The organism is Amycolatopsis japonica, assembly GCF_000732925.1.
Classification (GTDB): Bacteria; Actinomycetota; Actinomycetes; order Mycobacteriales; family Pseudonocardiaceae; genus Amycolatopsis; species Amycolatopsis japonica.
In genome coordinates this window covers 48,383-70,166 of record NZ_CP008954.1, presented here as the reverse complement: position 1 = coordinate 70,166, position 21,784 = coordinate 48,383, and the positions used below count along the sequence as shown (strand labels likewise).

44 protein-coding genes are annotated in these 21,784 nt (G+C 68.1%); 41 read left to right on the top strand and 3 right to left on the bottom strand.

Going from position 1 to position 21,784, the window contains the following annotated elements:
- Nucleotides 1-28 precede the first annotated feature (28 nt).
- The 32 genes from AJAP_RS42220 (at nucleotide 29) to AJAP_RS42065 (ending at nucleotide 16,578) form a co-directional block, all read left to right on the top strand.
- Nucleotides 29-529 carry a hypothetical protein gene (locus AJAP_RS42220; RefSeq protein ID WP_040133708.1) on the top strand — a complete coding sequence of 167 codons (501 nt, stop codon included), beginning with the start codon at nucleotides 29-31 and terminating at the stop codon, nucleotides 527-529.
- A gap of 23 nt (nucleotides 530-552) precedes the next feature.
- A complete protein-coding gene (locus AJAP_RS42215; RefSeq protein WP_040133707.1) occupies nucleotides 553-882 on the top strand; it encodes a hypothetical protein in 330 nt (109 codons plus the stop codon).
- 152 nt (nucleotides 883-1,034) lie between these two features.
- On the top strand, nucleotides 1,035-1,370 hold the full coding sequence (locus tag AJAP_RS42210; RefSeq protein ID WP_148311780.1) for a hypothetical protein: 336 nt from the start codon (nucleotides 1,035-1,037) through the stop codon (nucleotides 1,368-1,370).
- Between the two features lie 34 nt (nucleotides 1,371-1,404).
- Nucleotides 1,405-2,802 carry a DUF3560 domain-containing protein gene (locus AJAP_RS42205; RefSeq protein WP_040133705.1) on the top strand — a complete coding sequence of 466 codons (1,398 nt, stop codon included), beginning with the start codon at nucleotides 1,405-1,407 and terminating at the stop codon, nucleotides 2,800-2,802.
- 46 nt (nucleotides 2,803-2,848) lie between these two features.
- A complete protein-coding gene (locus AJAP_RS42200) occupies nucleotides 2,849-3,277 on the top strand; it encodes a hypothetical protein (protein ID WP_040133704.1) in 429 nt (142 codons plus the stop codon).
- A gap of 219 nt (nucleotides 3,278-3,496) precedes the next feature.
- The gene (locus AJAP_RS42705; RefSeq protein WP_051972907.1) at nucleotides 3,497-4,240 is read left to right on the top strand and encodes a hypothetical protein; all 744 of its coding nucleotides are present in this window, start codon (nucleotides 3,497-3,499) and stop codon (nucleotides 4,238-4,240) included.
- A gap of 189 nt (nucleotides 4,241-4,429) precedes the next feature.
- On the top strand, nucleotides 4,430-4,996 hold the full coding sequence (locus AJAP_RS42190) for a hypothetical protein (protein ID WP_040133703.1): 567 nt from the start codon (nucleotides 4,430-4,432) through the stop codon (nucleotides 4,994-4,996).
- Nucleotides 4,997-5,065: 69 nt separating this feature from the next.
- Nucleotides 5,066-5,485: a hypothetical protein gene (locus tag AJAP_RS42185; protein ID WP_040133702.1), complete on the top strand. Its 420-nt coding sequence runs from the start codon at nucleotides 5,066-5,068 to the stop codon at nucleotides 5,483-5,485.
- 44 nt (nucleotides 5,486-5,529) lie between these two features.
- Nucleotides 5,530-5,913 carry a hypothetical protein gene (locus AJAP_RS42180; protein ID WP_148311779.1) on the top strand — a complete coding sequence of 128 codons (384 nt, stop codon included), beginning with the start codon at nucleotides 5,530-5,532 and terminating at the stop codon, nucleotides 5,911-5,913.
- A 161-nt stretch (nucleotides 5,914-6,074) separates the two neighbouring features.
- On the top strand, nucleotides 6,075-6,527 hold the full coding sequence (locus AJAP_RS42175) for a hypothetical protein (RefSeq protein WP_040133700.1): 453 nt from the start codon (nucleotides 6,075-6,077) through the stop codon (nucleotides 6,525-6,527).
- A gap of 35 nt (nucleotides 6,528-6,562) precedes the next feature.
- Nucleotides 6,563-6,994, top strand: a complete 432-nt coding sequence (locus tag AJAP_RS42170; RefSeq protein ID WP_040133699.1) for a hypothetical protein — start codon at nucleotides 6,563-6,565, stop codon at nucleotides 6,992-6,994.
- 105 nt (nucleotides 6,995-7,099) lie between these two features.
- Nucleotides 7,100-7,747 (top strand): hypothetical protein, encoded by a 648-nt coding sequence (locus tag AJAP_RS42165; RefSeq protein ID WP_040133698.1) that lies wholly within the window; start codon nucleotides 7,100-7,102, stop codon nucleotides 7,745-7,747.
- Between the two features lie 145 nt (nucleotides 7,748-7,892).
- The gene (locus AJAP_RS42160) at nucleotides 7,893-8,213 is read left to right on the top strand and encodes a hypothetical protein (RefSeq protein ID WP_040133697.1); all 321 of its coding nucleotides are present in this window, start codon (nucleotides 7,893-7,895) and stop codon (nucleotides 8,211-8,213) included.
- Nucleotides 8,214-8,415: 202 nt separating this feature from the next.
- Nucleotides 8,416-8,709 carry a hypothetical protein gene (locus tag AJAP_RS42155; RefSeq protein WP_040133696.1) on the top strand — a complete coding sequence of 98 codons (294 nt, stop codon included), beginning with the start codon at nucleotides 8,416-8,418 and terminating at the stop codon, nucleotides 8,707-8,709.
- Between the two features lie 93 nt (nucleotides 8,710-8,802).
- A complete protein-coding gene (locus AJAP_RS42150) occupies nucleotides 8,803-9,090 on the top strand; it encodes a hypothetical protein (protein ID WP_040133695.1) in 288 nt (95 codons plus the stop codon).
- Nucleotides 9,084-9,350 (top strand): hypothetical protein, encoded by a 267-nt coding sequence (locus AJAP_RS44240; RefSeq protein ID WP_040133694.1) that lies wholly within the window; start codon nucleotides 9,084-9,086, stop codon nucleotides 9,348-9,350. Before AJAP_RS42150 ends, AJAP_RS44240 begins: the two co-directional genes overlap by 7 nt.
- Nucleotides 9,347-9,538 carry a hypothetical protein gene (locus tag AJAP_RS42140; RefSeq protein WP_040133693.1) on the top strand — a complete coding sequence of 64 codons (192 nt, stop codon included), beginning with the start codon at nucleotides 9,347-9,349 and terminating at the stop codon, nucleotides 9,536-9,538. The genes AJAP_RS44240 and AJAP_RS42140 overlap by 4 nt, the downstream gene beginning before the upstream one ends.
- Nucleotides 9,539-9,673: 135 nt before the next feature.
- The gene (locus AJAP_RS42135; RefSeq protein WP_040133692.1) at nucleotides 9,674-10,216 is read left to right on the top strand and encodes a hypothetical protein; all 543 of its coding nucleotides are present in this window, start codon (nucleotides 9,674-9,676) and stop codon (nucleotides 10,214-10,216) included.
- 98 nt (nucleotides 10,217-10,314) lie between these two features.
- Complete coding sequence (locus AJAP_RS42130) at nucleotides 10,315-10,815, top strand: hypothetical protein (RefSeq protein ID WP_040133691.1); 501 nt, start codon at nucleotides 10,315-10,317, stop codon at nucleotides 10,813-10,815.
- A 396-nt stretch (nucleotides 10,816-11,211) separates the two neighbouring features.
- Nucleotides 11,212-11,580 (top strand): WhiB family transcriptional regulator, encoded by a 369-nt coding sequence (locus tag AJAP_RS42125; RefSeq protein ID WP_063777868.1) that lies wholly within the window; start codon nucleotides 11,212-11,214, stop codon nucleotides 11,578-11,580.
- A 45-nt stretch (nucleotides 11,581-11,625) separates the two neighbouring features.
- Nucleotides 11,626-11,805, top strand: coding sequence for a hypothetical protein (locus AJAP_RS42120; protein ID WP_040133690.1), 180 nt, complete (start codon nucleotides 11,626-11,628; stop codon nucleotides 11,803-11,805).
- Nucleotides 11,802-12,044 carry a hypothetical protein gene (locus AJAP_RS42115; RefSeq protein ID WP_148311778.1) on the top strand — a complete coding sequence of 81 codons (243 nt, stop codon included), beginning with the start codon at nucleotides 11,802-11,804 and terminating at the stop codon, nucleotides 12,042-12,044. The genes AJAP_RS42120 and AJAP_RS42115 overlap by 4 nt, the downstream gene beginning before the upstream one ends.
- 137 nt (nucleotides 12,045-12,181) lie before the next feature.
- Nucleotides 12,182-12,544 carry a hypothetical protein gene (locus AJAP_RS42110; protein WP_040133688.1) on the top strand — a complete coding sequence of 121 codons (363 nt, stop codon included), beginning with the start codon at nucleotides 12,182-12,184 and terminating at the stop codon, nucleotides 12,542-12,544.
- A 47-nt stretch (nucleotides 12,545-12,591) separates the two neighbouring features.
- A complete protein-coding gene (locus tag AJAP_RS42105; protein WP_040133687.1) occupies nucleotides 12,592-12,954 on the top strand; it encodes a hypothetical protein in 363 nt (120 codons plus the stop codon).
- Nucleotides 12,951-13,310 (top strand): hypothetical protein, encoded by a 360-nt coding sequence (locus AJAP_RS42100; RefSeq protein WP_040133686.1) that lies wholly within the window; start codon nucleotides 12,951-12,953, stop codon nucleotides 13,308-13,310. The genes AJAP_RS42105 and AJAP_RS42100 overlap by 4 nt, the downstream gene beginning before the upstream one ends.
- 123 nt (nucleotides 13,311-13,433) lie before the next feature.
- Nucleotides 13,434-14,093 carry a hypothetical protein gene (locus tag AJAP_RS42700; protein WP_051972906.1) on the top strand — a complete coding sequence of 220 codons (660 nt, stop codon included), beginning with the start codon at nucleotides 13,434-13,436 and terminating at the stop codon, nucleotides 14,091-14,093.
- On the top strand, nucleotides 14,090-14,452 hold the full coding sequence (locus tag AJAP_RS42090; RefSeq protein WP_148311777.1) for a hypothetical protein: 363 nt from the start codon (nucleotides 14,090-14,092) through the stop codon (nucleotides 14,450-14,452). The genes AJAP_RS42700 and AJAP_RS42090 overlap by 4 nt, the downstream gene beginning before the upstream one ends.
- Nucleotides 14,449-14,835, top strand: a complete 387-nt coding sequence (locus AJAP_RS42085; RefSeq protein ID WP_040133684.1) for a hypothetical protein — start codon at nucleotides 14,449-14,451, stop codon at nucleotides 14,833-14,835. The genes AJAP_RS42090 and AJAP_RS42085 overlap by 4 nt, the downstream gene beginning before the upstream one ends.
- Nucleotides 14,832-15,296 (top strand): hypothetical protein, encoded by a 465-nt coding sequence (locus tag AJAP_RS42080; protein ID WP_040133683.1) that lies wholly within the window; start codon nucleotides 14,832-14,834, stop codon nucleotides 15,294-15,296. The genes AJAP_RS42085 and AJAP_RS42080 overlap by 4 nt, the downstream gene beginning before the upstream one ends.
- Nucleotides 15,297-15,314: 18 nt before the next feature.
- A complete protein-coding gene (locus AJAP_RS42075; protein WP_040133682.1) occupies nucleotides 15,315-15,749 on the top strand; it encodes a hypothetical protein in 435 nt (144 codons plus the stop codon).
- A 3-nt stretch (nucleotides 15,750-15,752) separates the two neighbouring features.
- Nucleotides 15,753-16,019, top strand: a complete 267-nt coding sequence (locus AJAP_RS42070; RefSeq protein WP_040133681.1) for a hypothetical protein — start codon at nucleotides 15,753-15,755, stop codon at nucleotides 16,017-16,019.
- Nucleotides 16,012-16,578 (top strand): hypothetical protein, encoded by a 567-nt coding sequence (locus tag AJAP_RS42065; RefSeq protein ID WP_040133680.1) that lies wholly within the window; start codon nucleotides 16,012-16,014, stop codon nucleotides 16,576-16,578. The genes AJAP_RS42070 and AJAP_RS42065 overlap by 8 nt, the downstream gene beginning before the upstream one ends.
- A gap of 58 nt (nucleotides 16,579-16,636) precedes the next feature.
- Here AJAP_RS42065 and AJAP_RS42060 read toward each other — a convergent pair whose 3' ends face one another.
- Nucleotides 16,637-16,957 carry a hypothetical protein gene (locus AJAP_RS42060; protein WP_040133679.1) on the bottom strand — a complete coding sequence of 107 codons (321 nt, stop codon included), beginning with the start codon at nucleotides 16,955-16,957 and terminating at the stop codon, nucleotides 16,637-16,639.
- Between the two features lie 110 nt (nucleotides 16,958-17,067).
- Between AJAP_RS42060 and AJAP_RS42055 the strand changes: the two genes are divergently transcribed.
- The 5 genes from AJAP_RS42055 to AJAP_RS42035 are packed head-to-tail and all read left to right on the top strand — an operon-like array spanning nucleotide 17,068 to nucleotide 19,387.
- Nucleotides 17,068-17,487, top strand: a complete 420-nt coding sequence (locus tag AJAP_RS42055; RefSeq protein ID WP_040133678.1) for a hypothetical protein — start codon at nucleotides 17,068-17,070, stop codon at nucleotides 17,485-17,487.
- Between the two features lie 26 nt (nucleotides 17,488-17,513).
- Nucleotides 17,514-18,263 (top strand): hypothetical protein, encoded by a 750-nt coding sequence (locus tag AJAP_RS42050; protein WP_148311776.1) that lies wholly within the window; start codon nucleotides 17,514-17,516, stop codon nucleotides 18,261-18,263.
- Nucleotides 18,260-18,574, top strand: coding sequence for a hypothetical protein (locus AJAP_RS42695; RefSeq protein WP_051972905.1), 315 nt, complete (start codon nucleotides 18,260-18,262; stop codon nucleotides 18,572-18,574). The genes AJAP_RS42050 and AJAP_RS42695 overlap by 4 nt, the downstream gene beginning before the upstream one ends.
- Entirely contained in the window at nucleotides 18,564-18,995 is a 432-nt protein-coding gene (locus AJAP_RS42040; RefSeq protein ID WP_040133676.1) for a hypothetical protein, read from the top strand. The genes AJAP_RS42695 and AJAP_RS42040 overlap by 11 nt, the downstream gene beginning before the upstream one ends.
- A complete protein-coding gene (locus AJAP_RS42035; RefSeq protein ID WP_040133675.1) occupies nucleotides 18,992-19,387 on the top strand; it encodes a hypothetical protein in 396 nt (131 codons plus the stop codon). Before AJAP_RS42040 ends, AJAP_RS42035 begins: the two co-directional genes overlap by 4 nt.
- 8 nt (nucleotides 19,388-19,395) lie before the next feature.
- On the opposite strand, the gene AJAP_RS45410 is transcribed toward AJAP_RS42035, so the two are convergent.
- On the bottom strand, nucleotides 19,396-19,656 hold the full coding sequence (locus tag AJAP_RS45410; RefSeq protein WP_407639414.1) for an endonuclease domain-containing protein: 261 nt from the start codon (nucleotides 19,654-19,656) through the stop codon (nucleotides 19,396-19,398).
- 10 nt (nucleotides 19,657-19,666) lie between these two features.
- On the opposite strand from AJAP_RS45410, the gene AJAP_RS45175 reads away from it, so the two are divergent.
- From AJAP_RS45175 to AJAP_RS42015, 4 genes are all read left to right on the top strand, one after another.
- The gene (locus AJAP_RS45175; protein ID WP_267284168.1) at nucleotides 19,667-19,792 is read left to right on the top strand and encodes a hypothetical protein; all 126 of its coding nucleotides are present in this window, start codon (nucleotides 19,667-19,669) and stop codon (nucleotides 19,790-19,792) included.
- Nucleotides 19,789-20,274 (top strand): DUF6247 family protein, encoded by a 486-nt coding sequence (locus tag AJAP_RS42025; RefSeq protein ID WP_228695045.1) that lies wholly within the window; start codon nucleotides 19,789-19,791, stop codon nucleotides 20,272-20,274. The genes AJAP_RS45175 and AJAP_RS42025 overlap by 4 nt, the downstream gene beginning before the upstream one ends.
- 28 nt (nucleotides 20,275-20,302) lie before the next feature.
- Entirely contained in the window at nucleotides 20,303-20,542 is a 240-nt protein-coding gene (locus AJAP_RS42020) for a hypothetical protein (protein WP_228695044.1), read from the top strand.
- A 77-nt stretch (nucleotides 20,543-20,619) separates the two neighbouring features.
- Nucleotides 20,620-21,027, top strand: a complete 408-nt coding sequence (locus AJAP_RS42015; protein WP_040133671.1) for a hypothetical protein — start codon at nucleotides 20,620-20,622, stop codon at nucleotides 21,025-21,027.
- A 212-nt stretch (nucleotides 21,028-21,239) separates the two neighbouring features.
- Here the strand turns inward: AJAP_RS42015 and AJAP_RS42010 are convergent, their stop codons facing one another.
- Complete coding sequence (locus tag AJAP_RS42010; protein ID WP_051972904.1) at nucleotides 21,240-21,614, bottom strand: hypothetical protein; 375 nt, start codon at nucleotides 21,612-21,614, stop codon at nucleotides 21,240-21,242.
- Nucleotides 21,615-21,784: the final 170 nt, after the last annotated feature.

Here is a 21,784-nt window from a genome sequence, read left to right as displayed (position 1 = left end):
TCAGCAACGCAACAGTGAGGACCAAGCGATGTATCTCTACGTCGTGCCAACCGGGCCCAAGGACTCGGGCTTCATCGGAATCGACGCCACCGTGGCCGATGAAGCCATCGTCAGGGCATACGCCAAGCAGTACGAGGACGACGGTCACCCCTGCCTCGTCATCCCCGGCCGCCCCGGCGTCCCCAAAGGCTCCACCATCGAGGCGTTCCAGGGATTCCCGGCGATGATCTACCGGGCCATCGAAGCCCGCGGCCACGGCTTCCGGCTCGCCAGGCACCGCTCCGTGGTTATCACCGGCGACGGCGTCGCGCCCCCGTATCGCATCTCCATACCCAGCGCGGCGAAACCGCCCGTGACCCTTGCCCGCGTGAATCGGCAGCTGGTCGCCTACCCGGTCATCCCGCCGGATCCCGGATTCCTGCCCTATCGCTTCGGTGAGGCGTTCCTGTGGTCGGACGACCCGCGCTGGTCACGAATCGCCGGACAACGCGCCCCGATTCCGCTCTTCGACTACACCGAACCCGCCTGACCTGCCCCAAGGAGGCAACAGCCATGCAAGAAGCCAAGGGACGAGACGACGTCGTGGCGATCTGCACCACCGACGGCCGTGTCGTCGAGATCTCCGGCGACACCAAGATCTGGATCACCTACGACCGCAACGTCATCGAGACCCATACCGCGTGTGTCGCGATCGGTGACCTGCTCTGGGAGGGCTTCGACACCGGCCAGGAGCCGTTCGCCTTCAGCGAGGAGAACCTCGCCGAGGGCGGCCCGCAGTCGCTCGCGACCTTCATCAACAACCTGCCGATCTCCTCCCTGGAGGAGCAGAGGTGGGGAGCAATCGGGCGCGTCACCTTCGGGCGGCCGCAGCTCGAAGACTGATCAGCAAGATCCTGCTCGACGGCGCCGGACCTGGTTCAGGTCCGGCGCCGTCGCCATTTCCGAGCGTCAACACGCGCATTGACAACATTGCGTGATGCAATTAGGGTTCTTTATGTCAGCAACGCAATGCGGAAAGGAAAGCCGTGGAAGACATGACCAAAATCCTCGAACTCGCCCAGGAAACCGAAGCCTGGGAACTCAACGAACAGTGGGACCTGTGCACCGAAGGCGGCACCGAGTTCTTCCTCGGCATCACCCCGGGCAGCTACGAGGACCAGGCCTACGGGACCTGCTGCACCGAATGCGGCTTCTGGGCCGACGCCCACCGCGACGGCCCCCTCTTCGAGACCGGCCGCGTGATCTCCTTCGCCGACTTCCACCGCCGCATCCGGCTCGACAACGGCGCCTGGGTCCGTGGCTTCTACCTCGGCGAGGACCGCGCCCGCTGCTACGCCGACCTCATCCGCGCCAAGCGCGCCACCCGCTGACTCCCGCCCGATAACCCGCATCAGGAGACCCGAGATGCCCGCCAGCACGCAGAACCTCGAACCCGGCAAGGTCCACCCCGGCGACGCCACCGCGCTGTTCGACCTGGTCCTCACCGACCAGGCCGACGACCGAGGCCGGTTCGGGATCAGCGTTCAGCCCATCGCGCTCGAACCCGTCCCGTGCAGCCCGCCGCCGTCCCCGCTCGACGTCGACGCCGCCCGGAACGCTCCCGCCGAACAGCCCGTCAACGAGCCCCCGGCCGAGACGTCCGCTCCCGCCGAACCCGCAGCCGGCGAGCCCGCGGCCGAGCTCGAGCTGACCGCCGGGCAGGCAATGGAGCAGACCGACATCCAGATCGAGCACACCCCCGAATCGGGCACGCTCCTCTTCGGGTCGGTCAAGGGCGACGGCACCTGGGACGCCATGTTCAAGGCCGGGTTCCGGTGGCGCGGCGCCCGCAAGAACTCCGGCCTGCCCCAAGGCACCCTGTACATCCCGCAGTCCCGTGACCGGCCCGCCAAGCGCTACATGATCAACGGCTCGGCGAAAGCCCTGCGCGAAGCCGGGTTCTCCGTGTGGGTGTCCATCAACGACAACCCGCGCGACCACGAACAGGTGGTGGCCGACAAGCGCGAGCGCCTGGAGGAGCGCGTCGACCGGCTCGAAGACCTCACCGAACGGCGACTGTCCAAGGCGGACGGCTACCGCGCCCGCCACGACCAGATCTCCGAGCGGTTCGCGTTCGGCCAGCCCATCCTGGTCGGCCACCACTCCGAGCGGCGCGCCCGCAAGGACCAGGAGCGGATGCACACCGCGATGCGGAACGAGAGTGCGGAGCTGGACAAGGCCGAGCGGTCTGCCCGCGCGGCCGCCGTCACGCAGGCGAACCTCGACCGCGAGCACGAGCACCCCGCGAAGATCACGCGGAAGATCGAGAAGCTGGAGGCCGACCTGCGGGACGTCCGGCGCAGACTCGATGGCCACACCAGGCGACACCTAGGCGCGGACGGCAAGACGGTCTACTACGTCGAGAATCACCCGCCCGCCACAGGCACGCACCGCGAAGCCCTTCTTGCGAAGATCCCGTACCTCGAAGGCGAACTCGACTACGACCGGAAGCGCCTGGAGGCGGCGAAGGCGTCCGGGAAGTTCACCATCGTCGACCCCGACGAGATGAAGCCCGGCCGAATGCTCGCCTACTGGGGAGGCGTGGGCCCGATCGTCCGGGTGAACAAGAAGTCCGTGACGGTTCGCTCCCAGCACGGGTGGACCAACACAGTGCAGCTCGAACGCGTCAGGCAGGTTCGCGACGCGACGCCGGAGGAGGCCAAGCACTGGGCTCAGGTCGAGGCCGACCACAAGGTGCGTGTCGCTGCGGACAAGGCGAAGCAGAAGGAACGGGAAGCGCGGTGGGCCGCTGGGTTGCGGTGACCGAGCAGGAGACCACCACCGACACCACCACGAGAACGGACCAGCCATGAAGACCAAACGTGCCGCCGAAGCCCGCACCGCGCTCACCGACGCAGCCGCCGCCCTGAACGACCTGATCACCCGCGTCCACCCCGAAGACGGTTGTCTCCCGGTACCCCAGATCACCGTGCCCGCCGACCAGGCCAGTCTGGACGCCGAGCGCGAGGTGATCGCCCACAACCTGTTTGAGGGGCTGGGCCACCATCGCGCCAGGCGGTGGATCACCATCCGCGCGGCGTGCAGCCACCTCGACAGTGACGCCCTGGACGGCATCTACGAGCTGGTCTACCGGTGGTACCAGCTGCTCAACGCCGCCTACGAGCACGTCGAGGTGCGCTCACCCATCCGCCGCCTCCACGAACTCGCGGACGTCAAGGCCAGGTTCGACGCCGGGATCACGGCCGGAATCACCGGCCTCAGGCCCGAGATCAGATGAGAACGCGCCGCCCTCGCCCCGTTGTGGCGAGGGCGGCGCCCTGATGGCCCGCTCGCCGGCCTTCGGGTCGTTGCCGGACCCATCACACCTCAGCCGCGGAAGGCCGGGCCTCGGCCACGCAGGGCGCCAGAGAATTCACGTCAATGCGCGTGTTGACACGCCACAATCCCACGTGTAGCGTTCTTCGTGTCAGCAACGCAATCGGGTCAAGGAGTCACGATGAACGCCACCGCCACCGTCGAATTCATCCGCGACGACAACTGGAACTACACCGCGCAGACCGAGGCCGGAGAGTTCTACCTGACCCGCGACGGTCGCGATTGGACGGTCGAGCGCGATGGCGAGCCGTGGGGCACCTTCATCAGTCGTGTCGTCGCCCAGGACGCCGTTGTCGAGCTTGTCGCCACCGTCGTAGTCGATACTGCGACCGAGGCTGCCGACGACGCGCCGAAGGTGTGGGAGTTCGCGACCACCCGCGAGGCCTACGACGCCTCGCAGTGCAACGACGCCATCGAGGATGGCGCGGTCCTGGTCGTCGAGTCCGAAAAGGTCGTCGGCATCCTCTTCCAAGCCTGGCCTGCCGCGATCACCACCGCCTACGGCCAGTTCCACGGCTACCTCACCGCCGAAGAGTTCGCCGCGCTGGATGAGGAGCGCCCGGAACCCCTCTACGCCCCGGCGTACGCCGTCGCACTGCAGGAGGCCGAGAAGCGCGGCTACACCATTCCCACCGTGCCGATGTTCCCCCCGGGGGAGCCCGGCGCCGAGGATGAGTCGATCGACCCGGACGTCGCGCCCGTCGTCGAAGAGGTCATCGTGTCCGCCGCCGAGCTGGGGACCGCGCCGGAGTTGGTGCCCGCCACCGACGGCGGCCTGTTCGGGTTCGCGCTCACCGAGGGCACCCCCGAAACCGGCTTCGGATTCACCGCGACCGCACCGGCCGAAGCCCTCGCCCTGTTCTGACCGGCCCTGACCGGCCGGAGCGGGAGCTGACCCCGCCCGGCCGGTCATTCCACCCCGGACGCCCGAAGGCCGGCCAGCCGCGGAACAGGACCGAATCCAACTCGCGTCAATATGCGTGTTGACACCAGGCGGTGGTGTAGGTAGTGTTCTTCATGTCAGCAACGCAAACCGAGTTTCGAGGGACCGGAAATGACCAAGGCGCGCGACTACACCAAGCTCACCGACGACCAGCTCACCGACCGGCTGGCCAAGGCGAAGACGGAAGACGTCGTGGCCGCGCTCATCGCCGAGATCGAGCGCCGCGAACAGATCGAGCAGCGCATCGCCGAACTCGTCTCGGCGGGCTGGGAATACCGGGACGCCTACGCCGAGGCGTATGGCCTGGACCCCGAGCAGCTCGCCCAGCAGGAGCGCGCCGCCCTGGTCCGCGAGAACCGCCTGCCCGGCGAAAGCCTCGAACAGACCGTTGACCGCATGTTCACCGAAGACGCCGATCGGCGCTACGCGGAGGCCGAGAAGGCCTGCCGGGGCCACATGCTGGTCAAGGAGTCCGTGGGCAAGGTCAATCCGCGCGAACTGTTCTGCGGCCCCGCCTCCCGCATCCGCAAGCACGCGTCCCCGGAACTCAAGGCGTGGTTCTACGCCAACGGCCGGATCACGTGGCGCGAGTACATGGCGCACATGCTCGGCCGCGCCCGTGACATCGAGCTCGCCAAGAACGTCGACCGCGACTACGGCGAAGCCGTCGCCGCCTGACCATCCGGGCCCGGCTCCCCGCCCGGAGCCGGGCCAGCCCCACCCGCGTCCCGAAAGGACACCAGCACCGTGCTCACCGAACGCGCACTCACCTTCACCGTGTCCCTGTATCGCAGCTGGACGCAGAACCTCGGCCACGCGGCCGCCGAAGCCGCCGCCAAGGCCGCCTTCCGGCCCGAGGTGCAGAAGCAGGTCTTCGACGAATACGCCCGGCAGTCCGCGTTCACCGTCATCCCGTTCATGCCGCCCGTAGCCGTGGTCGACCTCGACCTGGGCAACATCGCGTGCCCGTACTCCAGCTGCGCGACGCTCGATGCGATCAAGGAGGTCGACGACTGCACGCGGGAGAACGACGTCCGCGTAGCCGAAGGCCGCGTCCTCGTCGTCGGCGAGAGCCCCGAGTTTCAGCACGTCGCCTTCTACTGCGACGCCTGCACTCAACTCGTGTCCATGCCGCTCGGCATCGACCTCGAAACCAGGGACAAGTGACCATGAACATGACCCCTCGCACCGATCTCCCCACGTTAGACCTCGTGATCGAACGTCCCGCGATCGTCGATGATCGCTCCTACCAGTACGCGGCCTACTGGCAGTCGCGTCGCATCGAGCCCGGCGTCTATCCCCTCCGGATCGTCACGATCAACCACCGCGAGCCGTTCACTCACGACGGCCTGGACCAGACGGTCGGCAGTCCCTACTACGCCATCGGCGAGATTCCGGCCGTTGTGGTCACCGGACACAAGGACCTGGAGGCGCCCGGCACACCGGTCACCCATCACGTGAACATGTACCACTACCAGGCAAAAGAAGGCGCCACGTACTGGGGGAGATGGGCCGACGAGCCCGCCCTGGGGACGTCGGGCCACGCGATCGGCTTCCTGCGCGAACGCAAGCCGACCGCGCCCACCGCCGCCTGATCGCCCGCTGGGCGACCTGAGCCGCGGCCGCCGGCCTCCGGGCCTGCCGCGCCGCCAGGTCGCCCAGCGGCCCACCAGAACCCGTCAATACGCGTGTTGACAACTGTCGGGTGTTCCAATAGTGTTCTTTACGTCAGCAACGCAAACCGAGTGAGGAACCCGTGACACTGCCCAAGATCCCCCGCCTCGACCCCGACCTCTGCGACTACACCCGCCACAAGACCCACTTCCTGAGCCGCGAATACATGGGCATCCCGCTCTTCGTGACCGTGGTGTCCGGCTGGGTGGTCGGCTACGCCATGCGAGGCGACGAAGTCTGGCTCCAGCAGCCCGGCGCCGCGCCGGAGATCTTCAAGGCCTCCGGCGGGACCACCGGCCACGCCCGCCAGATCGTCGGCGCCATCATCACCGCGCTGCTCCTCGCGGAGGCCCCCGTCGCCACCGCCACCCTCTGGATGCACTACCTCATCGACGAGCACGGCCACGAAGAAGGCGCCGCCCGCGCCCGTGCCGCCCTCGGCGTCGACGAGCTCTACCGGTCCGCCTACACCCGCTGGGAGATCGAGCGCGAGGTCTACAGCGACAGCCCGCCCTGCGGCTGCTTCTCCGACTGACCCCCGCACCCGCCACGAACCGAAAGGGGAAGCCCGTGAGGCTGCCCAAGATCAACGAACTCCACCCGGACCTGATGCGCCACATCTTCCGCAGCTCCGCGTGGACAATGGAAACCCGCGACCTCAAGACCTTCCGCTACACGACCTTCACAACCTGGGTCGTCGGCTACGAAGCCGTCGGGCATCACATCCTGGTCGGGCGAATGGGCCACTCGCCGGAGATCCACCGCGTTTCCGAAGGGGAGTGCGACGTCCGCCCCATCGCCTCGGCCATCCTCGCCGCCCTGCACCTCGCGGAGGACCCCGTGGGCACGGCCGTCGCCTGGATGCACGTCCTGGTCCAGGAGCACGACTACACCAAGGGCCTGATCATCGCGCGCCACGCGCTCGGCGAGGACCTCTATCGCGAGGCCTTCGACACCTGGGAAACCGAGGACGAAGCGCTCCCCGACGAAGTCACCCTCTGACCCGCCCTGCGGCCGCCGAGCCGGACCAGGCCGGCGGCCGCGGGCTTCCCCCGCCTCCCCATCCCAAGACCTCGCAGCGGGCCACCAGGCCCCGAAAGGAACACCATGCGCACCAGGATCGCCACCGCCAACGTCGGCCACTCCACCTACATCGACGACGAGGGCGACACCATCGGCGAGATCTACGTCATCCCCGCAGGGGAGGACCGCACGGTCTACCTCGCCTTCGCCCACAACTGGGAGAGCGACAGCCAGGAATACGTGCCCGAATGCCTCAACGCGTTCGACGACGTGGAGGAGGCCGTTGCCCAGATCGAGCGCCGCGCCCGGGAGGCGCAGGCCCCGACCACGCTGCTCAACGTCGACGGGCTGCTCGTCGAGGGCGGCCAGCTGGCACGGTGGGCCACCTCCGGTATCGGAGACGTGAGCTACCTGGTCGCCCGCGTCGGGAGCACCCTGGTCGCCTGCAACCCGGCTCCGCCCAGCGGGGATGTCCCGCTCGTCGTCATCCACGAGCCGAAGACCGGCACCTGTTCGTTCCGGGTGCACGGGGACAGCGTCGCGGACGTGGCCGCCCTGATCGTGGCCGCGCTCCTGATCACCGCGACCTCCGCCGAGGCCGCCGAGGCGAACACCCCCATCCCGCGCGCCACCATCCGGAAGGCGGGCCAGGTGCTCCAGGGTGCCCGCCAGGCGGCCGGAGCTCCGGAGCGCGGAGGCTTCCCCGAGCTGCGGGAGCTGCTGACCTTCTGACCCCACGCCAGCTGACACCACGGTGTCCGTCGAGCCATCCGCGCGGCGGGCACCGTGGCAACCGCCGTCAACACGCATGTTGACAACGGTTCATCATGCAACTAGGGTTCTACATGTCAGCAACGCACGATGAAGGGAACCCGCAATGGTCAACACCCTGACCGACATCACCGAACTCCCGATGGAATTCGCCGACTTCATCCCGTGGGAGCAGCCCGAATGGACATCGGCGGCCGGGTGCGTGAGGGTCTTCGACTACTTCATCGCCTACGGCATCCACCCCGACCTCGGCATCGGAGTGGTGACCGTGTCCAACCCGCACTGCGGCATCTACCAGGTGCGCCAACTCGCCCGCGTGATGGACACGCCGCTTGAGGATGCCCGCGCGACCGCCGAGTGCATCGTGGCCGCCGTGTGGACTGCCGAGAGGCCGGATCACCCGCTGGTGGTCGATCGCGCCGCATGATGCCGTGAGCCGCGTCCGGCTGGCCGTCGAGAGTGGATTCTCGGTGGCCGCCGTTCGTGGCGTCTCGGGGCGAATGGGCCTTCTTAGAGGGACGTGCCGACATTGCCCGTCTGGACACAACTGTCAACACGCGCATTGACAGGCTGGACTACTTCCATTAGTGTTCTTCGTGTCAGCAACGCTGAAGCACTCAGGAGGCACCGTGAACCGCACCGAGATCCCCGCCGCATTCCGCCCGTCGCGCACTGCCGTCCAGGTCTTGGGCATGAACACCGGCGACGCCGTCGCGGCCATCGGGAGTGCTGACACGATGCGAACCATCGTCGGCGAGATGGGCGCCCACTTCGCCCGCCAGGCCGCCGCCGCGCGGCGGGGTGTCGCGACCCGTGCTCGTAACGCCGAGGCGAAGGCGAAGGCCGAGCACGCTCGCGTTGTCGCCACCCGCTGCGGCGTCTGCTTCCAGATTCCTGCCGCGTCCGGCGCTTGCTGGTGCTGAGCGCCACCCGCGCCCGTCAACATGCGTATTGACGGGCGCGGGCATTGCTGGTAGTGTTCTACATGTCAGCAACGCAAGCACGGAGGAAACCCCATGCGAAAGCACGCACTACCCGCCATCGCCGCACTCGCGGTGACAGCGGCACTCGCCACCATCACCTACCTCGCCAGCGGCCCCGACACCTTCACGGCCCTCACCGCCCACCCCCTCGGCCCGATCGGCGTCCTCTTCGACGAGATCCGCACCGGCGTCATCAACGCCATCACCAGCCTCGTCACCGTCTACGACGCGCCCGGCAACGCCGGGGTCCTGGTCGCCAACCTCGGCGGCTACGAGTGGCGCGGCACCCCCGGCCTGTTCGTGTGCGGTGGCCAGTGCTGACCATCCCCGCCCGGCCCGACGTCGCCCGACTCGCCGAACTCAACACCAAGGCCGGACGCCCCACCGAAGGCCACCCGCTCGCCGCGCTCACCCGCGCCGAACAGGACGAGCACCACGAACTGCTCGACCAGCTGGTGCAGATCTACTTCGACGAGGCCGTCGTCTTCCTGCTCAAGCGGTTCCCCAGCTGCCCGACGTCCCTCATCGACTACGCCAACGACCTGCTCGAACTCGACGCGACCCGGAAGGGCCAGCCGTGAACCCCGACCAGATCCGCGACGCCATCGACACCGGACTCCGCAGCTACGGCTACCGCGAAGGCCGCACCCTCAAGGGCCCGCAGGCATGGCGCCACGCATGGCCGAGTGCCCTCGTCGACCACCTGACCGCGCAGCTCGTCGACACCCTGTCGGCCGAGCAGCCCGAACCGGCCGCCAACGCCGGATGACCCCGGGCAGGGGCGCCGCCATCCCCCGGCGCCCCTGCCCGGCCACAGCCGCCGCCAGCCGGCAGGCCGACACCGACCACCCCGCCCGGCAGCGAAGACGCGCCAGCGGCCAACCAGAACCGGAAGGACCACACCGTGGCTACCGAACTGCGCACCAACACCATCACCCGGCCCACGTGCAAACTCACGCTCACCATCGTCTACCGCACCGACGAAACCCAGATGGCGCCGATGTGGCACGTCACCGGCGACCTCGGAGACGGGAGCTTCGAGACGTACATCTCGCACGACTACTCGCACAACGTCTACGACGCGATTCTCTTCAACCACCCCAAGGCAACCGTCGCCATCGCCCGGCAACTCACCGCCCGCGAAGAGCAGTCCATCGGCGAAGTCCTCGTCATCAGCGGCACCGAACTCGGCGCCGAAGCCGACGTGATCAAGTGGCGCGACGAACTCACCGTCACCTACATCGTCAACGACACCGAGCGCATCGAGGCCGTTCCCGCGTGGAGGCTCGCCGCCCTGACCGGCCGCACCAGCAACGGGATGCCGTTCATCAACCTCGCCGAACTCACCGGCCTCAGCCTCGACAACGGCCAGCCGTGGGGCTCCCTGTTCCAGGCGCTCGACCTCGACCCGCGCGCCACCGTCCGCATCGTGCGCATCAAGCGCTGAATCGCCGTGTGGCCCCGCTGAGCGCGGGGCCGCGCGTTCACCCCGGATACCCCACGAAGACCCGCCAGCGGGCCAGCAGGCCCCGGAAGGACCCCGCCATGTACGCCGAGATCAGCAAACGCGACGTCGACCCCAACCAGTACTCCGACCTCTGGAAGGTCACCGGCGACTTCGGCCCCAAGGGCAACACGCTCTACGTGCCCGCCTGGGACCTCGCCGACCTGCACGAATTCGTCGCCACCCAGCACCCGAACACCCCCAAGTACACGGCGAAGCGCTACACCTGGGCCGAAGAAGAGCGCGTCACCCACATCACCGTGACCAGCGAAGGCAAAACCCGCCGCTGCGCCTACGACGAGGTGATCGGCGTGGAGATCACCTGCGACAGCTACGGCGACGCCGTCGGCGACTACGTCAAGTTGTGGCAGCTCGCCGCGTTCCTCGGCCACCCCGAGGAGGACGACGAGACGCCGCTCAACCTCGACGCCCTGATCGGCACGGACCCCGTCGACACCAAGGGCTGGTCCCGCCTGTTCATGCACGGCAACTACGGCGACGCCGCCAACCTGCACATCGTCAACATCGACACGCGCCCCTGACCCGCTCGACCGGCCCCGCCCGCCAGCGGGGCCGGTCCTGTTTCGCCGAGGACGCCACCCAGCCGCGGCCGCCGGCCTCCATCCCGCAGCCGCGGAAGACCCGCCAGCGGGGAAGCAGGACCGGGATCGCGCGATTCTCCTGGATAAGGATCGGGCGGAGCCGTATCACCGACTCCGCCCGAGTGCGCTGAGCTGGGGGTACAGCTCAGTGCGGAACTTCTCTTCATCTCGACCCAGCTAGATACCCAGCTGATGGCCTTGACCGTCATCCCGTGCCCGAATCGTAGGGCACAAGGAGGCACGTCACGCTCCAGGGCTGCTTCGGGGTGGCGGGCCCACCTGATCCCATCCGGACGCCACCGCGCCCCGCACACCCGACCGTCCAAGGGGGACACCGTGACCAGCCCGCCCGCCGCGCCGAGCCGCGACGAGATCCTGCGCGCCGAGCTCGCCGCGCTCACCCCCTCGCTCGCCCGCCTGGTCGACGAGGACTGGCGCCTTGACGCCGCGTGCGCCGAAACCGGCCCGGACGTGTTCTTCCCCGAGCAGGGCGACGTCTCCCGCGCGCATCGCGAGGCCCGCCGTGTCTGCCTCGGCTGCGCGGTTCGCGTCGAGTGCTTCGCGTCCTCGGTCGCCGCAGATGAGCGGTACGGAACGTGGGGCGGCGTGACGGCGGGGGAGCGGGAGCGGATCCGCAGGCGCCGCGTAGCTGCCTCGCCGACGGCCACGTTGTCTATCAATACGCGTGTTGACAACCGCCACTAATGCGACTAATGTTCTTGGTGTCAGCAACGCAACCAAGGAGGCATCATGAAGGGCAGTAGCGCCCAGGAGGGCGACGAGCGGACCGACTCCGCATCCGCCAATATCCGCAGGGACATGGCCGACGCGAAGATGTTCGGCCGCTGGGTCGACGCCGCGATCCAGCACGAGGTCACCCAGCGCGGCATCGAAGGCGCCGAGCGTCACGCGAACGGCAGCGAGTGGTGACCGCCAGCGCGGACACTCGGCGCTTCACGCGGAAGCGGATCGAGAAGGCCGTCCACGGCGGCCGGGATCTCGTCGACGAGGAACTTACGCTCACCGACAGGGACAGTGACCTGCTGGACCTGGTCGTCAACGCCATCCTGACCCGGCTCGATGACCCCAAGGTGGACTTCGACGGCGTCGTCGAGGAGTGCTACGAGGCGACTCCCAAGACTGTTCGGTCCTGGTGGGACTGGACCTGATCGAACTCGCCGGGCGGCGGCCCATGCGCGCCGTCGCCCGGCAATCCCCTCAGTCGGTCGTCAACGTGCGTGTTGACACGGCTCGCCAATGCGAGTAGCGTTCTATGAGTCAGCAACGCAATTGCACGGAGGATTCCTTGAGCGCCAAAACAGCCGTCGCATTCCTGCACGACGAACCGTTCGCCGAAGCCCGAGACGCCATCATTCCCGTACTCCTCGGCAAGCGGTGGAAGTACGAGACGCCCCCCTGGTCCGACAGCATCGCCAGCAACGACACCGTCGGCATCCGCGTCATCATCGAGCACGGTCACGGCATCCGCGTCCACTTCGCTGACGAGGCCGCCGCCGCCGAAGCGAGCCGCCTGTTCCGCCGCTTCATGGCCAACCCGAACCCCGCCGGATGGCGCCGCCCCGGCAGCGTCGTCGACGCCGTCCGCGACGCCATCCAGTACGTCCACTGCCAAGAACAACGCAAGCTCTTCGGGCTGCCGCCGCGCTGACCACCCGCGCCCGAGCCCGCCAGCCACCCCGAACCGGGAGAAACCCCATGCACCCCAACAGCGTGCCCACCAGACTCGCCCACCTCGACAAGATCGCCGACCGCATCGCCGCCGAACTCGCCCCCATCGGGTTCGTCGACGTCCCCCGCGAAGACGACAACGAAGTGCGCTACATCGACCACCCCGCCACCAAGACCTACTTCTCCATCGGCCTCACCGGCGTCAGGCTCAGCTACTTCGACCGTCCGGACGCCAAGGTCGGCCCGCGCACCGTCTGCCACACCATCCGCGTCGGATACGAACCGGTCGGAGCCCCCGCCCAGCACCGCGACGTCGACGGGATCGTGCTCATCGCCCGCCTCGCCGTCGCCTACTTCACGACGCTCGACGCCCAGCAGGACGTGGCATGAGCAAGAACCAGAGCATCGACGAGATCCGCAGGCAGATCGCCAGGCGCGCGCAGACCGATGCCGAACTCACCGCCCTGCTCACGCCACACGGCTTCACCCGCCACGCGAACGAGCACGCCGACGACATTCTCTACGTCCAGGACGACACGAACACGTACCTCTCGATGGGGACCTTCGACGTGTACCTGTCGTTCTTCGCCCCGACCGGCAGAGGCGACGACGGCCGCATGATCGCCCTCGGCCACGTCCACCAGGACATGCACGACAACGCCGCCGACACCTACGCGTACGTCGCGATCACCCTTCACGAGGCCGCAGCCCAGCGCCGACTCAACGAACTCGCCGAGCCGCGCTGACCAGCTCGCACACCCCCGGTCCTGCACGCCCCTGCGTGGCGGGACCGGGGTGCACCATCCCCAACCGACTTCACGGCCCGCCGCAGCCGGCAGGCCCCGCAGCCACCCACCAGGAGGCCCGCAATGCCCACCGCCCGAGACCGCGCCATCGTCGTGGTCGACGTCAAAACCTCCGGCGACGAGTTCAATCGCCTCGGCCACGCCCCCGTCGAAATCGCGTGGTGGAACCTCGCCACCGGCGACTCCGGCGACTTCCTCGTCAAGCACAACGTCCAGTACGTCACCGACTTCGGCGACCCCGACGCGCTCCGCGCCCTCCGCTACGTCGAACGCGGCCTCGGCGACCAGGACCAGGACCTCAACCACCGCGAACTCATCCGGCTCGAATCCCACCTGTACGCCAACACCCTCGCCGCCGTCGACGTCGCCCGCGTCGCCCGGCTCCTCGCCCTCCAGTACAAGCTCGTCCCGCCCTACCTCCGGCCGAACTGGGACGACAACGTCACCACCAACGAGCCGTGGCACCCGCGCCTGCTCGACCTCGCCAGCTTCGCCAGCGGCACCCTCGGCACCGCGCCCGGCCGACTCGACAGCCTCGCCGACCTCGCGGCCGCGCTCGACGTCGACCCGTTCCGCGAAGGCACAGCCGCGGGAGACGTCCACACCGCCGGAGAATGCCTCCTCGAGCTCATCGCCCGCAGCGAAGACCAGCACCACCGGGGCATCCAGCTTCGCCGGTTCTTCGGCGGCCGCCGCCGCGCCCGTCAGGCGGTCGCACGATGACCACCTTCGCCCCCCATGTCAACCCGCGTGTTGATGAGCTGGAGGAGATGGTGGAAGCTGCCGTCATGCCGACGCAGCCTGAACTCCGCACCGCCGCCGCCCTCATCCGCGCGCTCAAGCTCACCGACCAGGTCCCATTCGACCCGGCCAACCCGAAACACGAAGACTTCGCCGCGCTCATGGAGGTCGAGAAGGCCGCCCGTATCGCGATCGCGAACGCCCGCGCCGTCATGGTGAAGGGCTGGGTCGCTGAAGCGGGCGGTTCCCTCGGTCCCGTGGCCGCCGACCTCGGCGTCAGCAAGCAGACCCTCAGCCGCATGTTGGTCGACCACCAGAAGCGGGTGGAGGCGCGGACGTGACGACATTGCTCGACCGGCCCCGCCACAATCCCGTCCTGGACCGGGGCCTGTACGCCCGCCTGCTCGCGTGGCTCGACCAGCGCACCGCCCGCGCCCGTCGACGTCGACGGGCAAGCCTCGCCCGCAGGCTCACGCTCCGCGCCGCCAGGATGCCCGGCCACTGGGTACCCGCCACCGACGTCAAGGTCGGCGAAGTCATCCTCGAAGCCGCATCAGGCCCGCGCTACGGCACGGGGGAGCGGGTCCTGCACGCCACCCCAGCCGCGGCCGAAGGCGTCGTCGAGATCTCCACCGACACCGCCGAGCACGACCTTCCCGCCTGCGACTGGGTGCGGCTCGCCCAAACGAGCACGGCCTCCGGCTCTGGGAGGATGCCCCGGTGACCAGCCCCAACGACGACACCAAGCCGAAGCGGAACGCGCAGGACACGCTCGCCGACGTCCTCGCGATCGGCGAGAAGCTGCACGATGAGCAGTGGTCGAAGATGAGCACCGAGCAGCGCGCCGCAGCCGTGCGGGCCCTCGCCCGGCAGTTCGACGAGATCGGCGGCCAGCTGGAGAAGATCGCGAAACAGCGCGGCACCTGGACCGGCGTCCTGCCGCTCTACGACGGCGAAGCGACGTACGCCGCCATCGACGGCCGCCTCGTCCACACCGGTGTCGTAGGCGGCCCCGCATGGGCCGAGGACCCCGAGACGTTGCCCGAGCAGGTGATGTTCTGGGAACGGCCCGAGCAGATGAGCGGCGGCGCCACCCCTGCCGCCCGCACCGCCATCGCACGCCGCCGCGCCATCATCGAGGCCGGCGAGAAGGCCCTCGGAATCTCCGCCCCCGACCAGCCGTAGCCCACGGAGGACCCCGCCATGCCCGAACACGAACACCCAGTAGCGGACGAACTGATCGCCAAGTACTGGCCGCATCCGGACTACAGCAAGGACCGCGTCGCCTCCGCGCTCGACACCGCCGCCGAGCTGCTCCGGTTCGTCAACCACGCCCTGATCAACGACAGCGCCGGAGCCCTCCCGCACGTCCAGGACATTCAGGAGGCGGCCTATCGGCTGAAACTGATCTCCAGCCGCATGGCCCAGCCCGCGGAGCTCCTGGCCCGTCGACTCGTGCGCATGACGGACGAAGACCCCACGCTCTACGCCACCGAAGGCGACGCCAACACCCACACGCACGCGGCCGCCGAAGACCTCAACAGCGCCGTGCTTCGTTCCACCCACGTGGCGGTCGCCTTCGACGAAGCATTCAACAAGCTGGGCCAGGTCGGACACCGGTTACCCGACGAGGAGTAGGCCGTGTCCAGCCGCCAATGGGCAGCCACCCGCGACGCCTCCAGCTACGACCGGCCCGACGTTCGCACGACGAAGCGGTACCACTTCGCCCACGTCGGCAAGCCCTTCCGAACCGGCCAGCCCATGAGCACCGGGGCGGTCTCGATGAGCGCCGTCTGCTCCGGCGCCCTGCTCGACGAGAACGGCGCCATCCCCGCCCGCGACGTCGAACCGCGGCTCCGATGCCGACGCCTTGCCTGCCGCAACGCGTGGAAGGAACCCGATGCCTGAAGACCTCTCCTCGGTGACGGCCGCCGTCAAACGAGTCACCGAAGCCGCGAAGTCCCGCCAGGGCTACTACGCCCCGAGCAAGCTTGTCCAGGCCGCGAAGCTCCTCACCGCCCTCCAGCACACCGGCGCCGAGCACGGCATCAGCCCCGCCACGTGGGACTACGTCACCGACCTGGCCGGTGCCTGCGTCGACGCCATCCACGTCGGGCAGGGCAAGCAGGCGCCGAAAACAGCGGCAGCCGCGGAAGCGCTCCTCGGCCACGTCGCGCGAACGCTGGCGGAACGCGAGCTCTACGGCGTGCAGCCGGAGGGGCAGCTGTCGGTTCTGCTGCCGCGCGTCGAGACCACTCCGGCCTGGGGCACCAACGGGGACGGCCAGCTCGCCGTGTCGCTCTCCGCCGATATCGGCTGGTACCTGTACATCCACGATCGGGCCCGAATCGGTGGTTCCGTGCGGGATAAGGGTGTGTTCGCGCCGTTCGACGCCGCCGGAGCGGCTGAGGTCGCCGAAATCGCGATCCAGATCAATAGAGGCCCGCGAGATCTCTTTCATCGGTAAGCGGTCGCCGGCCTGACCGTGCGTAGTGCTGGTCCGCACGGGCAGGCCGGAACGGACGCTACGCCTCACCCGCTGGCCGGACCGCGTTCTTGTGCACCAGCTGCCGCACGGGGAGCGTCGTCCTCCCGTTGCTCGATACGAGCGTCAGGTCGACCAGTGCCCACCAGTCCCCGGTGGACGACATGACCCACGCCTGGAGCAGCCCGCGGACACGGCCGCCGCCGACGCCGTACGCCCGGCACCAGATCGGGGTTTCCTTGCCCCAGCGGAGGCGTTGAGCCGGGAGCACCTGGGACATGTCGACCTCGACGTCCTCCGGCGGCTCCTTCGGGCGCACGGCACCGCGCACCCATCCCGGAGACTCGCCATCGTCGAACACGCGTTCGATAATGCACGTTGGAGCGGGTGATAGTCCATCCGGGGGCAAGGACGCCGCACATCAGGGCGTCAGCTGGCCCCCGCACCTCCGATTGCGAAAGAGTGGTCCCCGTGGACAAGCCGCTTGAACTCCCCGACGTCTATGAAGTCCGGCAAGGTCATGCGCTGGAGGCGGCCGTGAAGACCGCCCGGGAGACCGGTGACATGGGGCCAGTGCTGAAGATCGTGGACCACATCGCCGCCGAAGGCGACCAGGATCGGGAGTTCGTGCTCGCCCTGGCCCTGTTCCGGCACCAGCTGTTCGCGATCGAGGCTGGCGATGAGAGCACCATGAAGGCGTTCGGCGAGCTGATGCAGGCGCGATTCTCGCCGGAGATTCTGGACCAGGTCATGATGTTCTCGATGCTGACCGCCGGGCTGCGGCAAGGCTGGCTACCGGCCGACGACTACGACAAGCTTTCTGCCTACCTGGCCGACAAGGACGCTGGCCTCCACGCACAGCTCGACAAGGTCGAACGCCGGGCCGCGTAGATCGATCGGCCATACCCGTCACGGTCATGGCCGATCGGGTGAACCATCAGCGAATCGGCAACCGTAGGTTGCCGGGCCAGCATCCGGCAACCTACGGTTGCCGGATGCTGTATCCCCTCGACGTCCTCGAACGACATGAGTTCGGCCAACAACTTCAACGCCTCAACATCGAAAAACGGCACATCGGATACGGCTCCGACATCGAGACCCTCGACGTCCTTCAGGGCGCCGTCGCCGCCGATCGCGCCGGCCTGGAACGTCCGGACAACGTGACCACCGAAGACCTCCACAGAGGCCTTCGCCTGCTCGTCAACCTGCGCGAGGATCTGGACGCCGCCGAGATCCGTTTTATCGAAGGCGCCCTAGACCGGGGCCAGTCGCTCACCGCCCTGGCGAAGGACGTGTACGGCTACAGCCGCCCAGCCCTCACGAAGCGGTACTACAACATCCTCGGCGGAACCCGCTCGCCTCTGGTCGGAAACCCGGAAGCGGTCACCCCGCCCGGGATCGTGGTGCGGTACTGGATGGCGCTCACCGAGGCCGACGTCACCGGGCAGGAGGCCGTTGAAGTGCAGCTGCGTCGCTTCGGCAACGACTACAAACCTGTCGTCCCGTTGAAGTTCAGCCGCGGCGAGAGCGCCTCATGGTTCGGCGAGCTGCCTCGACCGGGCAAGGTTATGAAGAGCACCATCTACCCGTCGGGGGACAGCACACGACCGATCGAGGTTTGGGTGCGCGCCGAAGCCGCGCCAGCGACGGAGGAGCAGGGGCGATGACCAGCAGCCAGCAGGCGAGAAACGACCCGAACAGGCTGCCCACCTGGGACCACATGATGGGCAAGGCGCTGGAGGAACTGACCGGCGCGCGGGGACGCCTCGGTGACGCCCGGGACCAACTCAACTCCGACTGGCGGCCGCCCGGCCCGTACTCGGTCGACGCCGGACACGATCGCGTCGCGGTATTGAAGAAGATCACCGCGTTGAAGACGGGCATCGACGAGGTCAAGCGCGACCTGTACGCGATGATGGACCGCGAGAACGAAGCCCGGCCAGCCAAGAAGTCCTCGGAGACGCACGATGACCGGTGATCGTGACTTCCCGCACCCGCTGGGGAACATTCGACCCGCGCCCCAACCTGCTCGCACCGAGGCGGAACTCCTTGCCGCGCTGGGGCTTTCGGCCGACGTTCCCGCCACCGGCTTGAGCCAGATGTGCGACTTCTGCGAACGCTCGAAGGAACAGCGGCCGCCGCGCTGGTACTACCCGGTGAAGTCCACCGTCACCATGAACTTCGGCGGTATCGACGTCCCGGTCGACGCAGGGATTCTGACCGGTACCGGCTGGGTCGCCTGCGACCACTGCCACGCCTTCATCGCGCGCGAAGACTTCGCCGGCCTCGCCGAAGAGCTGGGCTACGCGCAGCTCGAGTACAGCGCCGTCGACCAATTCCGGAAGATCATGCTCGGACCCGGGCAGCCGCTGGACGCGGGGAAACGAGGCCCATCGTGATCACCGAAGCCCAAGACGCGTACCTGCGCAGCCTCCGGGAACGCGACGAGGCAGGGGAGCGGCGGATCCTCCAGCTCGGCCCGTGGAGCCAGGCGATGATCCCGGCCATCACCTGGTACGCCACCCAGAAAGGCGACCAGCCGCCAGTTCCATCGGACGACGAGCTGACCGACCTTCTTCGGCAGGAGAGGGCGGGGGAGCGGTTCGACACCGAGATCGGCCCCTACAGCGCCCTCCTGCTCGCTTGGGCGATCAACGGGGTGATCCGCCACCAGGACTTCAAGGGGTACGGGCCGGACATGTTCAGGCTCATGCTCGACCAGCTGACGCTGATGTTCATCGACGATCCCGAAGGCGCCGAGCTTCTTCGGGCCTGGGAAAGCGCACGCTAGCGGCGCTTCTACCCCGAAGACTCCTCCTGAGCGGCGATCTCGGCTCGTAGCGCGCGCCGTTCGTCCGCATTCAGGGCCGGAGGTCGCGGCCGCCGCCCGCGGTTCGGGTAACGGATCTTCAAGGCGGCCGCCGGAGGCGCGGTGAGGTAGCGCGCGTAGGCGCACCCATCCACGTGAAGGCAGTGATCCACCCGGCCGTTGCACCAGTTGCACAGGAACCCCCGTACGAAACCGGTTCGATGATCGTGGTCGACGCGTTCACCGCGCATCGGACACGTCATGCAGGTCGAACCATACGTGGCGATCAACCGCCTCCGGATGACGGCGATCGGCCCGGTTCCCGTCGTGCTCAAGGGCGGAGACAGCAGCTCGATGGCCTCCAAGGGGACCGAGCAGCGGCGATGAACAGCCTCACGGATCATGCGGTCGAGATCTTCGCGTTCCGCGCCGGAGTGCCGCCCGTGGAACCACTGAAGGTATTCGCGACGTCCCGGCGTCAGGTCTTCCAGCCCCACCATGCAGCAACGATCCCAGTTCGACCGCGGGCGGGCTATGGTGAACACGTGACTGCGGCCGCGCACCACCCCGAGCACCCGGAGCCCAGCGGGCTGGAATCGCCCTGGGCGATCCGGGATGCCCTCCTGCCGGAGGAGCGCGATGAGTTCGGCGCTGCTTTCCAGCGGGCGCTGGATGTGGCAAAGCAGACCCGGAACCCGGGCCTCATCTTCGAGACGCTGGAGAACTGGCGTCGGATCGCGCAGCAGACGCTCGTCGACCCGGCCGCGCACCGCGCCATGCTCCAGCAGGCCGCGCGCACCATGCGGACCGGAGAACCGCCGGCTGGCGCCGTATCGCCCGCCCAGGTGCGGGCCTTCCTCGGCCGGTAGGACCCCTTCTCCTGTGGCGTACCGCATCGTGACGGATCCGCGTGTCCTCGACCAGATCCGCAAGCTCCCGGACGACGTCCTGGACGACTTCGTCGAGGTGTACGACTTCCTCGAGCTGGTTCCGTGGAGCGCGCCGCCGTACAACATCGCCAAGCCCGATGGGCCGATGCGCCAGCTGGACTTCGCGGAAGGCCGGGGCTGCGTGACCTATCTGGTGCTTGACGACCAGGACCGCGTCGACGTCCTCGACGTCACCTGGCTCGGCTGATCCTCTGTTCGAGGGAATCAGTGGGGAATGTCCAGACGTGGACATTCCCCACCGCTGTTTCGTGCTGGAGTGGCGGTATGCCGAAGTACGCGCGCCGCGACAGCGAGATCGACAGCGACAAGTTCCAGGCTATCGAGGCACGGATCGTGATCCCGCGCTTCAACCTGACCCGGCTGCTGATGACCATGCACCCCCGGACGATTTTGCCTGGCTCCAAGCAGAAACCGCTCACGGACACAGACGTCCGACATGCCATCGATCACGCGGCGAAAAACCTGACCTTGGATCCGAAGCACCCGATCGTGGAAGCCCTCGACGGTCCCGACTCCGCCATACGCGACGCGGCCCTGCTGCTGTACGCGTGGATCGATACCGAGCTGATCCGCTTGGGCGTCTTCGGGCCCGATCAGCACGAGTGGATCGGCTACCACTTGGCGAAGCGCGGCCTCAAGCTCCCCGAGGGCGTCACTGCGGGACGTCAGTAGTCGAACTCGTGGACAAGCGCGTTCTTGGTTTCCCAGTCCTCGTGTGCTTGCGCTCGTTGCTCCTGGCGCCACCCACGGCACTCGGCGTCATGTTCTTCGGTAGCGGAGCAAGACAAATCTCCCGTGCACTCCTGCTGTTCGTCAGCCATTGGTCAAGTGTGGTGGATGGTCGACGTTGAGCGCGAGCAGACCGACCCACGCTCGACCCACGCTCAGCCCACGCTACGACCGCGGTGAGCGGCGCGGCAGGACGCGCAATGCCCGCCCTGCCGCGCGCCCTTGGCTGTACCGCAGATCTCGGCGGGACAGGTCTCCGCAAGGACCCGCTCCAGCTTTTCGCTGAACTCCGCATCCCACCGGGCCCTGCCGTAGACCGCGTGCGTCGTCTGGCCGACGACGGCCGCGGCTTCCGACAGCCGGAGGCCGGCGCGCAGCTGCTCGAACAGGACTTCGTGGTCCTCGGGATCGAACGTCGCTTCGCGCAGCGACCGCCGCCACGACGTTGTCTCGGCGTTGTGCGCGGCGCGTGCCACGTCGTCGCGAGCGCCTTTCCGCCAGCGGGAGACGTCCGCGTAGATCGTGGGCATGTTGTTCCTCCACAGGGGCAATGAAGGGGCCGAGATCGGCCTGGTGTTTGAAATCCGCGAGAGCGCGGCAACCCCGCTTGCGCAGGGACGACGATCCGAGCTGGCAAAGCGATGAGGCAGGCCAGGGATCAACCCCGCTGATGCGGGGACAACATGCAGTCGGGATCGTA

Coding starts and splice junctions, on each gene's coding strand:
- AJAP_RS42220 (WP_040133708.1), top strand. CDS start 29: ATGTATCTCTACGTCGTGCCAACCGGGCCCAAGGACTCGGGCTTCATC.
- AJAP_RS42215 (WP_040133707.1), top strand. CDS start 553: ATGCAAGAAGCCAAGGGACGAGACGACGTCGTGGCGATCTGCACCACC.
- AJAP_RS42210 (WP_148311780.1), top strand. CDS start 1,035: ATGACCAAAATCCTCGAACTCGCCCAGGAAACCGAAGCCTGGGAACTC.
- AJAP_RS42205 (WP_040133705.1), top strand. CDS start 1,405: ATGCCCGCCAGCACGCAGAACCTCGAACCCGGCAAGGTCCACCCCGGC.
- AJAP_RS42200 (WP_040133704.1), top strand. CDS start 2,849: ATGAAGACCAAACGTGCCGCCGAAGCCCGCACCGCGCTCACCGACGCA.
- AJAP_RS42705 (WP_051972907.1), top strand. CDS start 3,497: ATGAACGCCACCGCCACCGTCGAATTCATCCGCGACGACAACTGGAAC.
- AJAP_RS42190 (WP_040133703.1), top strand. CDS start 4,430: ATGACCAAGGCGCGCGACTACACCAAGCTCACCGACGACCAGCTCACC.
- AJAP_RS42165 (WP_040133698.1), top strand. CDS start 7,100: ATGCGCACCAGGATCGCCACCGCCAACGTCGGCCACTCCACCTACATC.
- AJAP_RS42160 (WP_040133697.1), top strand. CDS start 7,893: ATGGTCAACACCCTGACCGACATCACCGAACTCCCGATGGAATTCGCC.
- AJAP_RS42150 (WP_040133695.1), top strand. CDS start 8,803: ATGCGAAAGCACGCACTACCCGCCATCGCCGCACTCGCGGTGACAGCG.
- AJAP_RS42130 (WP_040133691.1), top strand. CDS start 10,315: ATGTACGCCGAGATCAGCAAACGCGACGTCGACCCCAACCAGTACTCC.
- AJAP_RS42120 (WP_040133690.1), top strand. CDS start 11,626: ATGAAGGGCAGTAGCGCCCAGGAGGGCGACGAGCGGACCGACTCCGCA.
- AJAP_RS42105 (WP_040133687.1), top strand. CDS start 12,592: ATGCACCCCAACAGCGTGCCCACCAGACTCGCCCACCTCGACAAGATC.
- AJAP_RS42100 (WP_040133686.1), top strand. CDS start 12,951: ATGAGCAAGAACCAGAGCATCGACGAGATCCGCAGGCAGATCGCCAGG.
- AJAP_RS42700 (WP_051972906.1), top strand. CDS start 13,434: ATGCCCACCGCCCGAGACCGCGCCATCGTCGTGGTCGACGTCAAAACC.
- AJAP_RS42090 (WP_148311777.1), top strand. CDS start 14,090: ATGACCACCTTCGCCCCCCATGTCAACCCGCGTGTTGATGAGCTGGAG.
- AJAP_RS42075 (WP_040133682.1), top strand. CDS start 15,315: ATGCCCGAACACGAACACCCAGTAGCGGACGAACTGATCGCCAAGTAC.
- AJAP_RS42065 (WP_040133680.1), top strand. CDS start 16,012: ATGCCTGAAGACCTCTCCTCGGTGACGGCCGCCGTCAAACGAGTCACC.
- AJAP_RS42050 (WP_148311776.1), top strand. CDS start 17,514: ATGGCCGATCGGGTGAACCATCAGCGAATCGGCAACCGTAGGTTGCCG.
- AJAP_RS42695 (WP_051972905.1), top strand. CDS start 18,260: ATGACCAGCAGCCAGCAGGCGAGAAACGACCCGAACAGGCTGCCCACC.
- AJAP_RS42040 (WP_040133676.1), top strand. CDS start 18,564: ATGACCGGTGATCGTGACTTCCCGCACCCGCTGGGGAACATTCGACCC.
- AJAP_RS45410 (WP_407639414.1), bottom strand. CDS start 19,656: ATGCGCGGTGAACGCGTCGACCACGATCATCGAACCGGTTTCGTACGG.
- AJAP_RS45175 (WP_267284168.1), top strand. CDS start 19,667: ATGCAGGTCGAACCATACGTGGCGATCAACCGCCTCCGGATGACGGCG.
- AJAP_RS42025 (WP_228695045.1), top strand. CDS start 19,789: ATGAACAGCCTCACGGATCATGCGGTCGAGATCTTCGCGTTCCGCGCC.
- AJAP_RS42015 (WP_040133671.1), top strand. CDS start 20,620: ATGCCGAAGTACGCGCGCCGCGACAGCGAGATCGACAGCGACAAGTTC.
- AJAP_RS42010 (WP_051972904.1), bottom strand. CDS start 21,614: ATGCCCACGATCTACGCGGACGTCTCCCGCTGGCGGAAAGGCGCTCGC.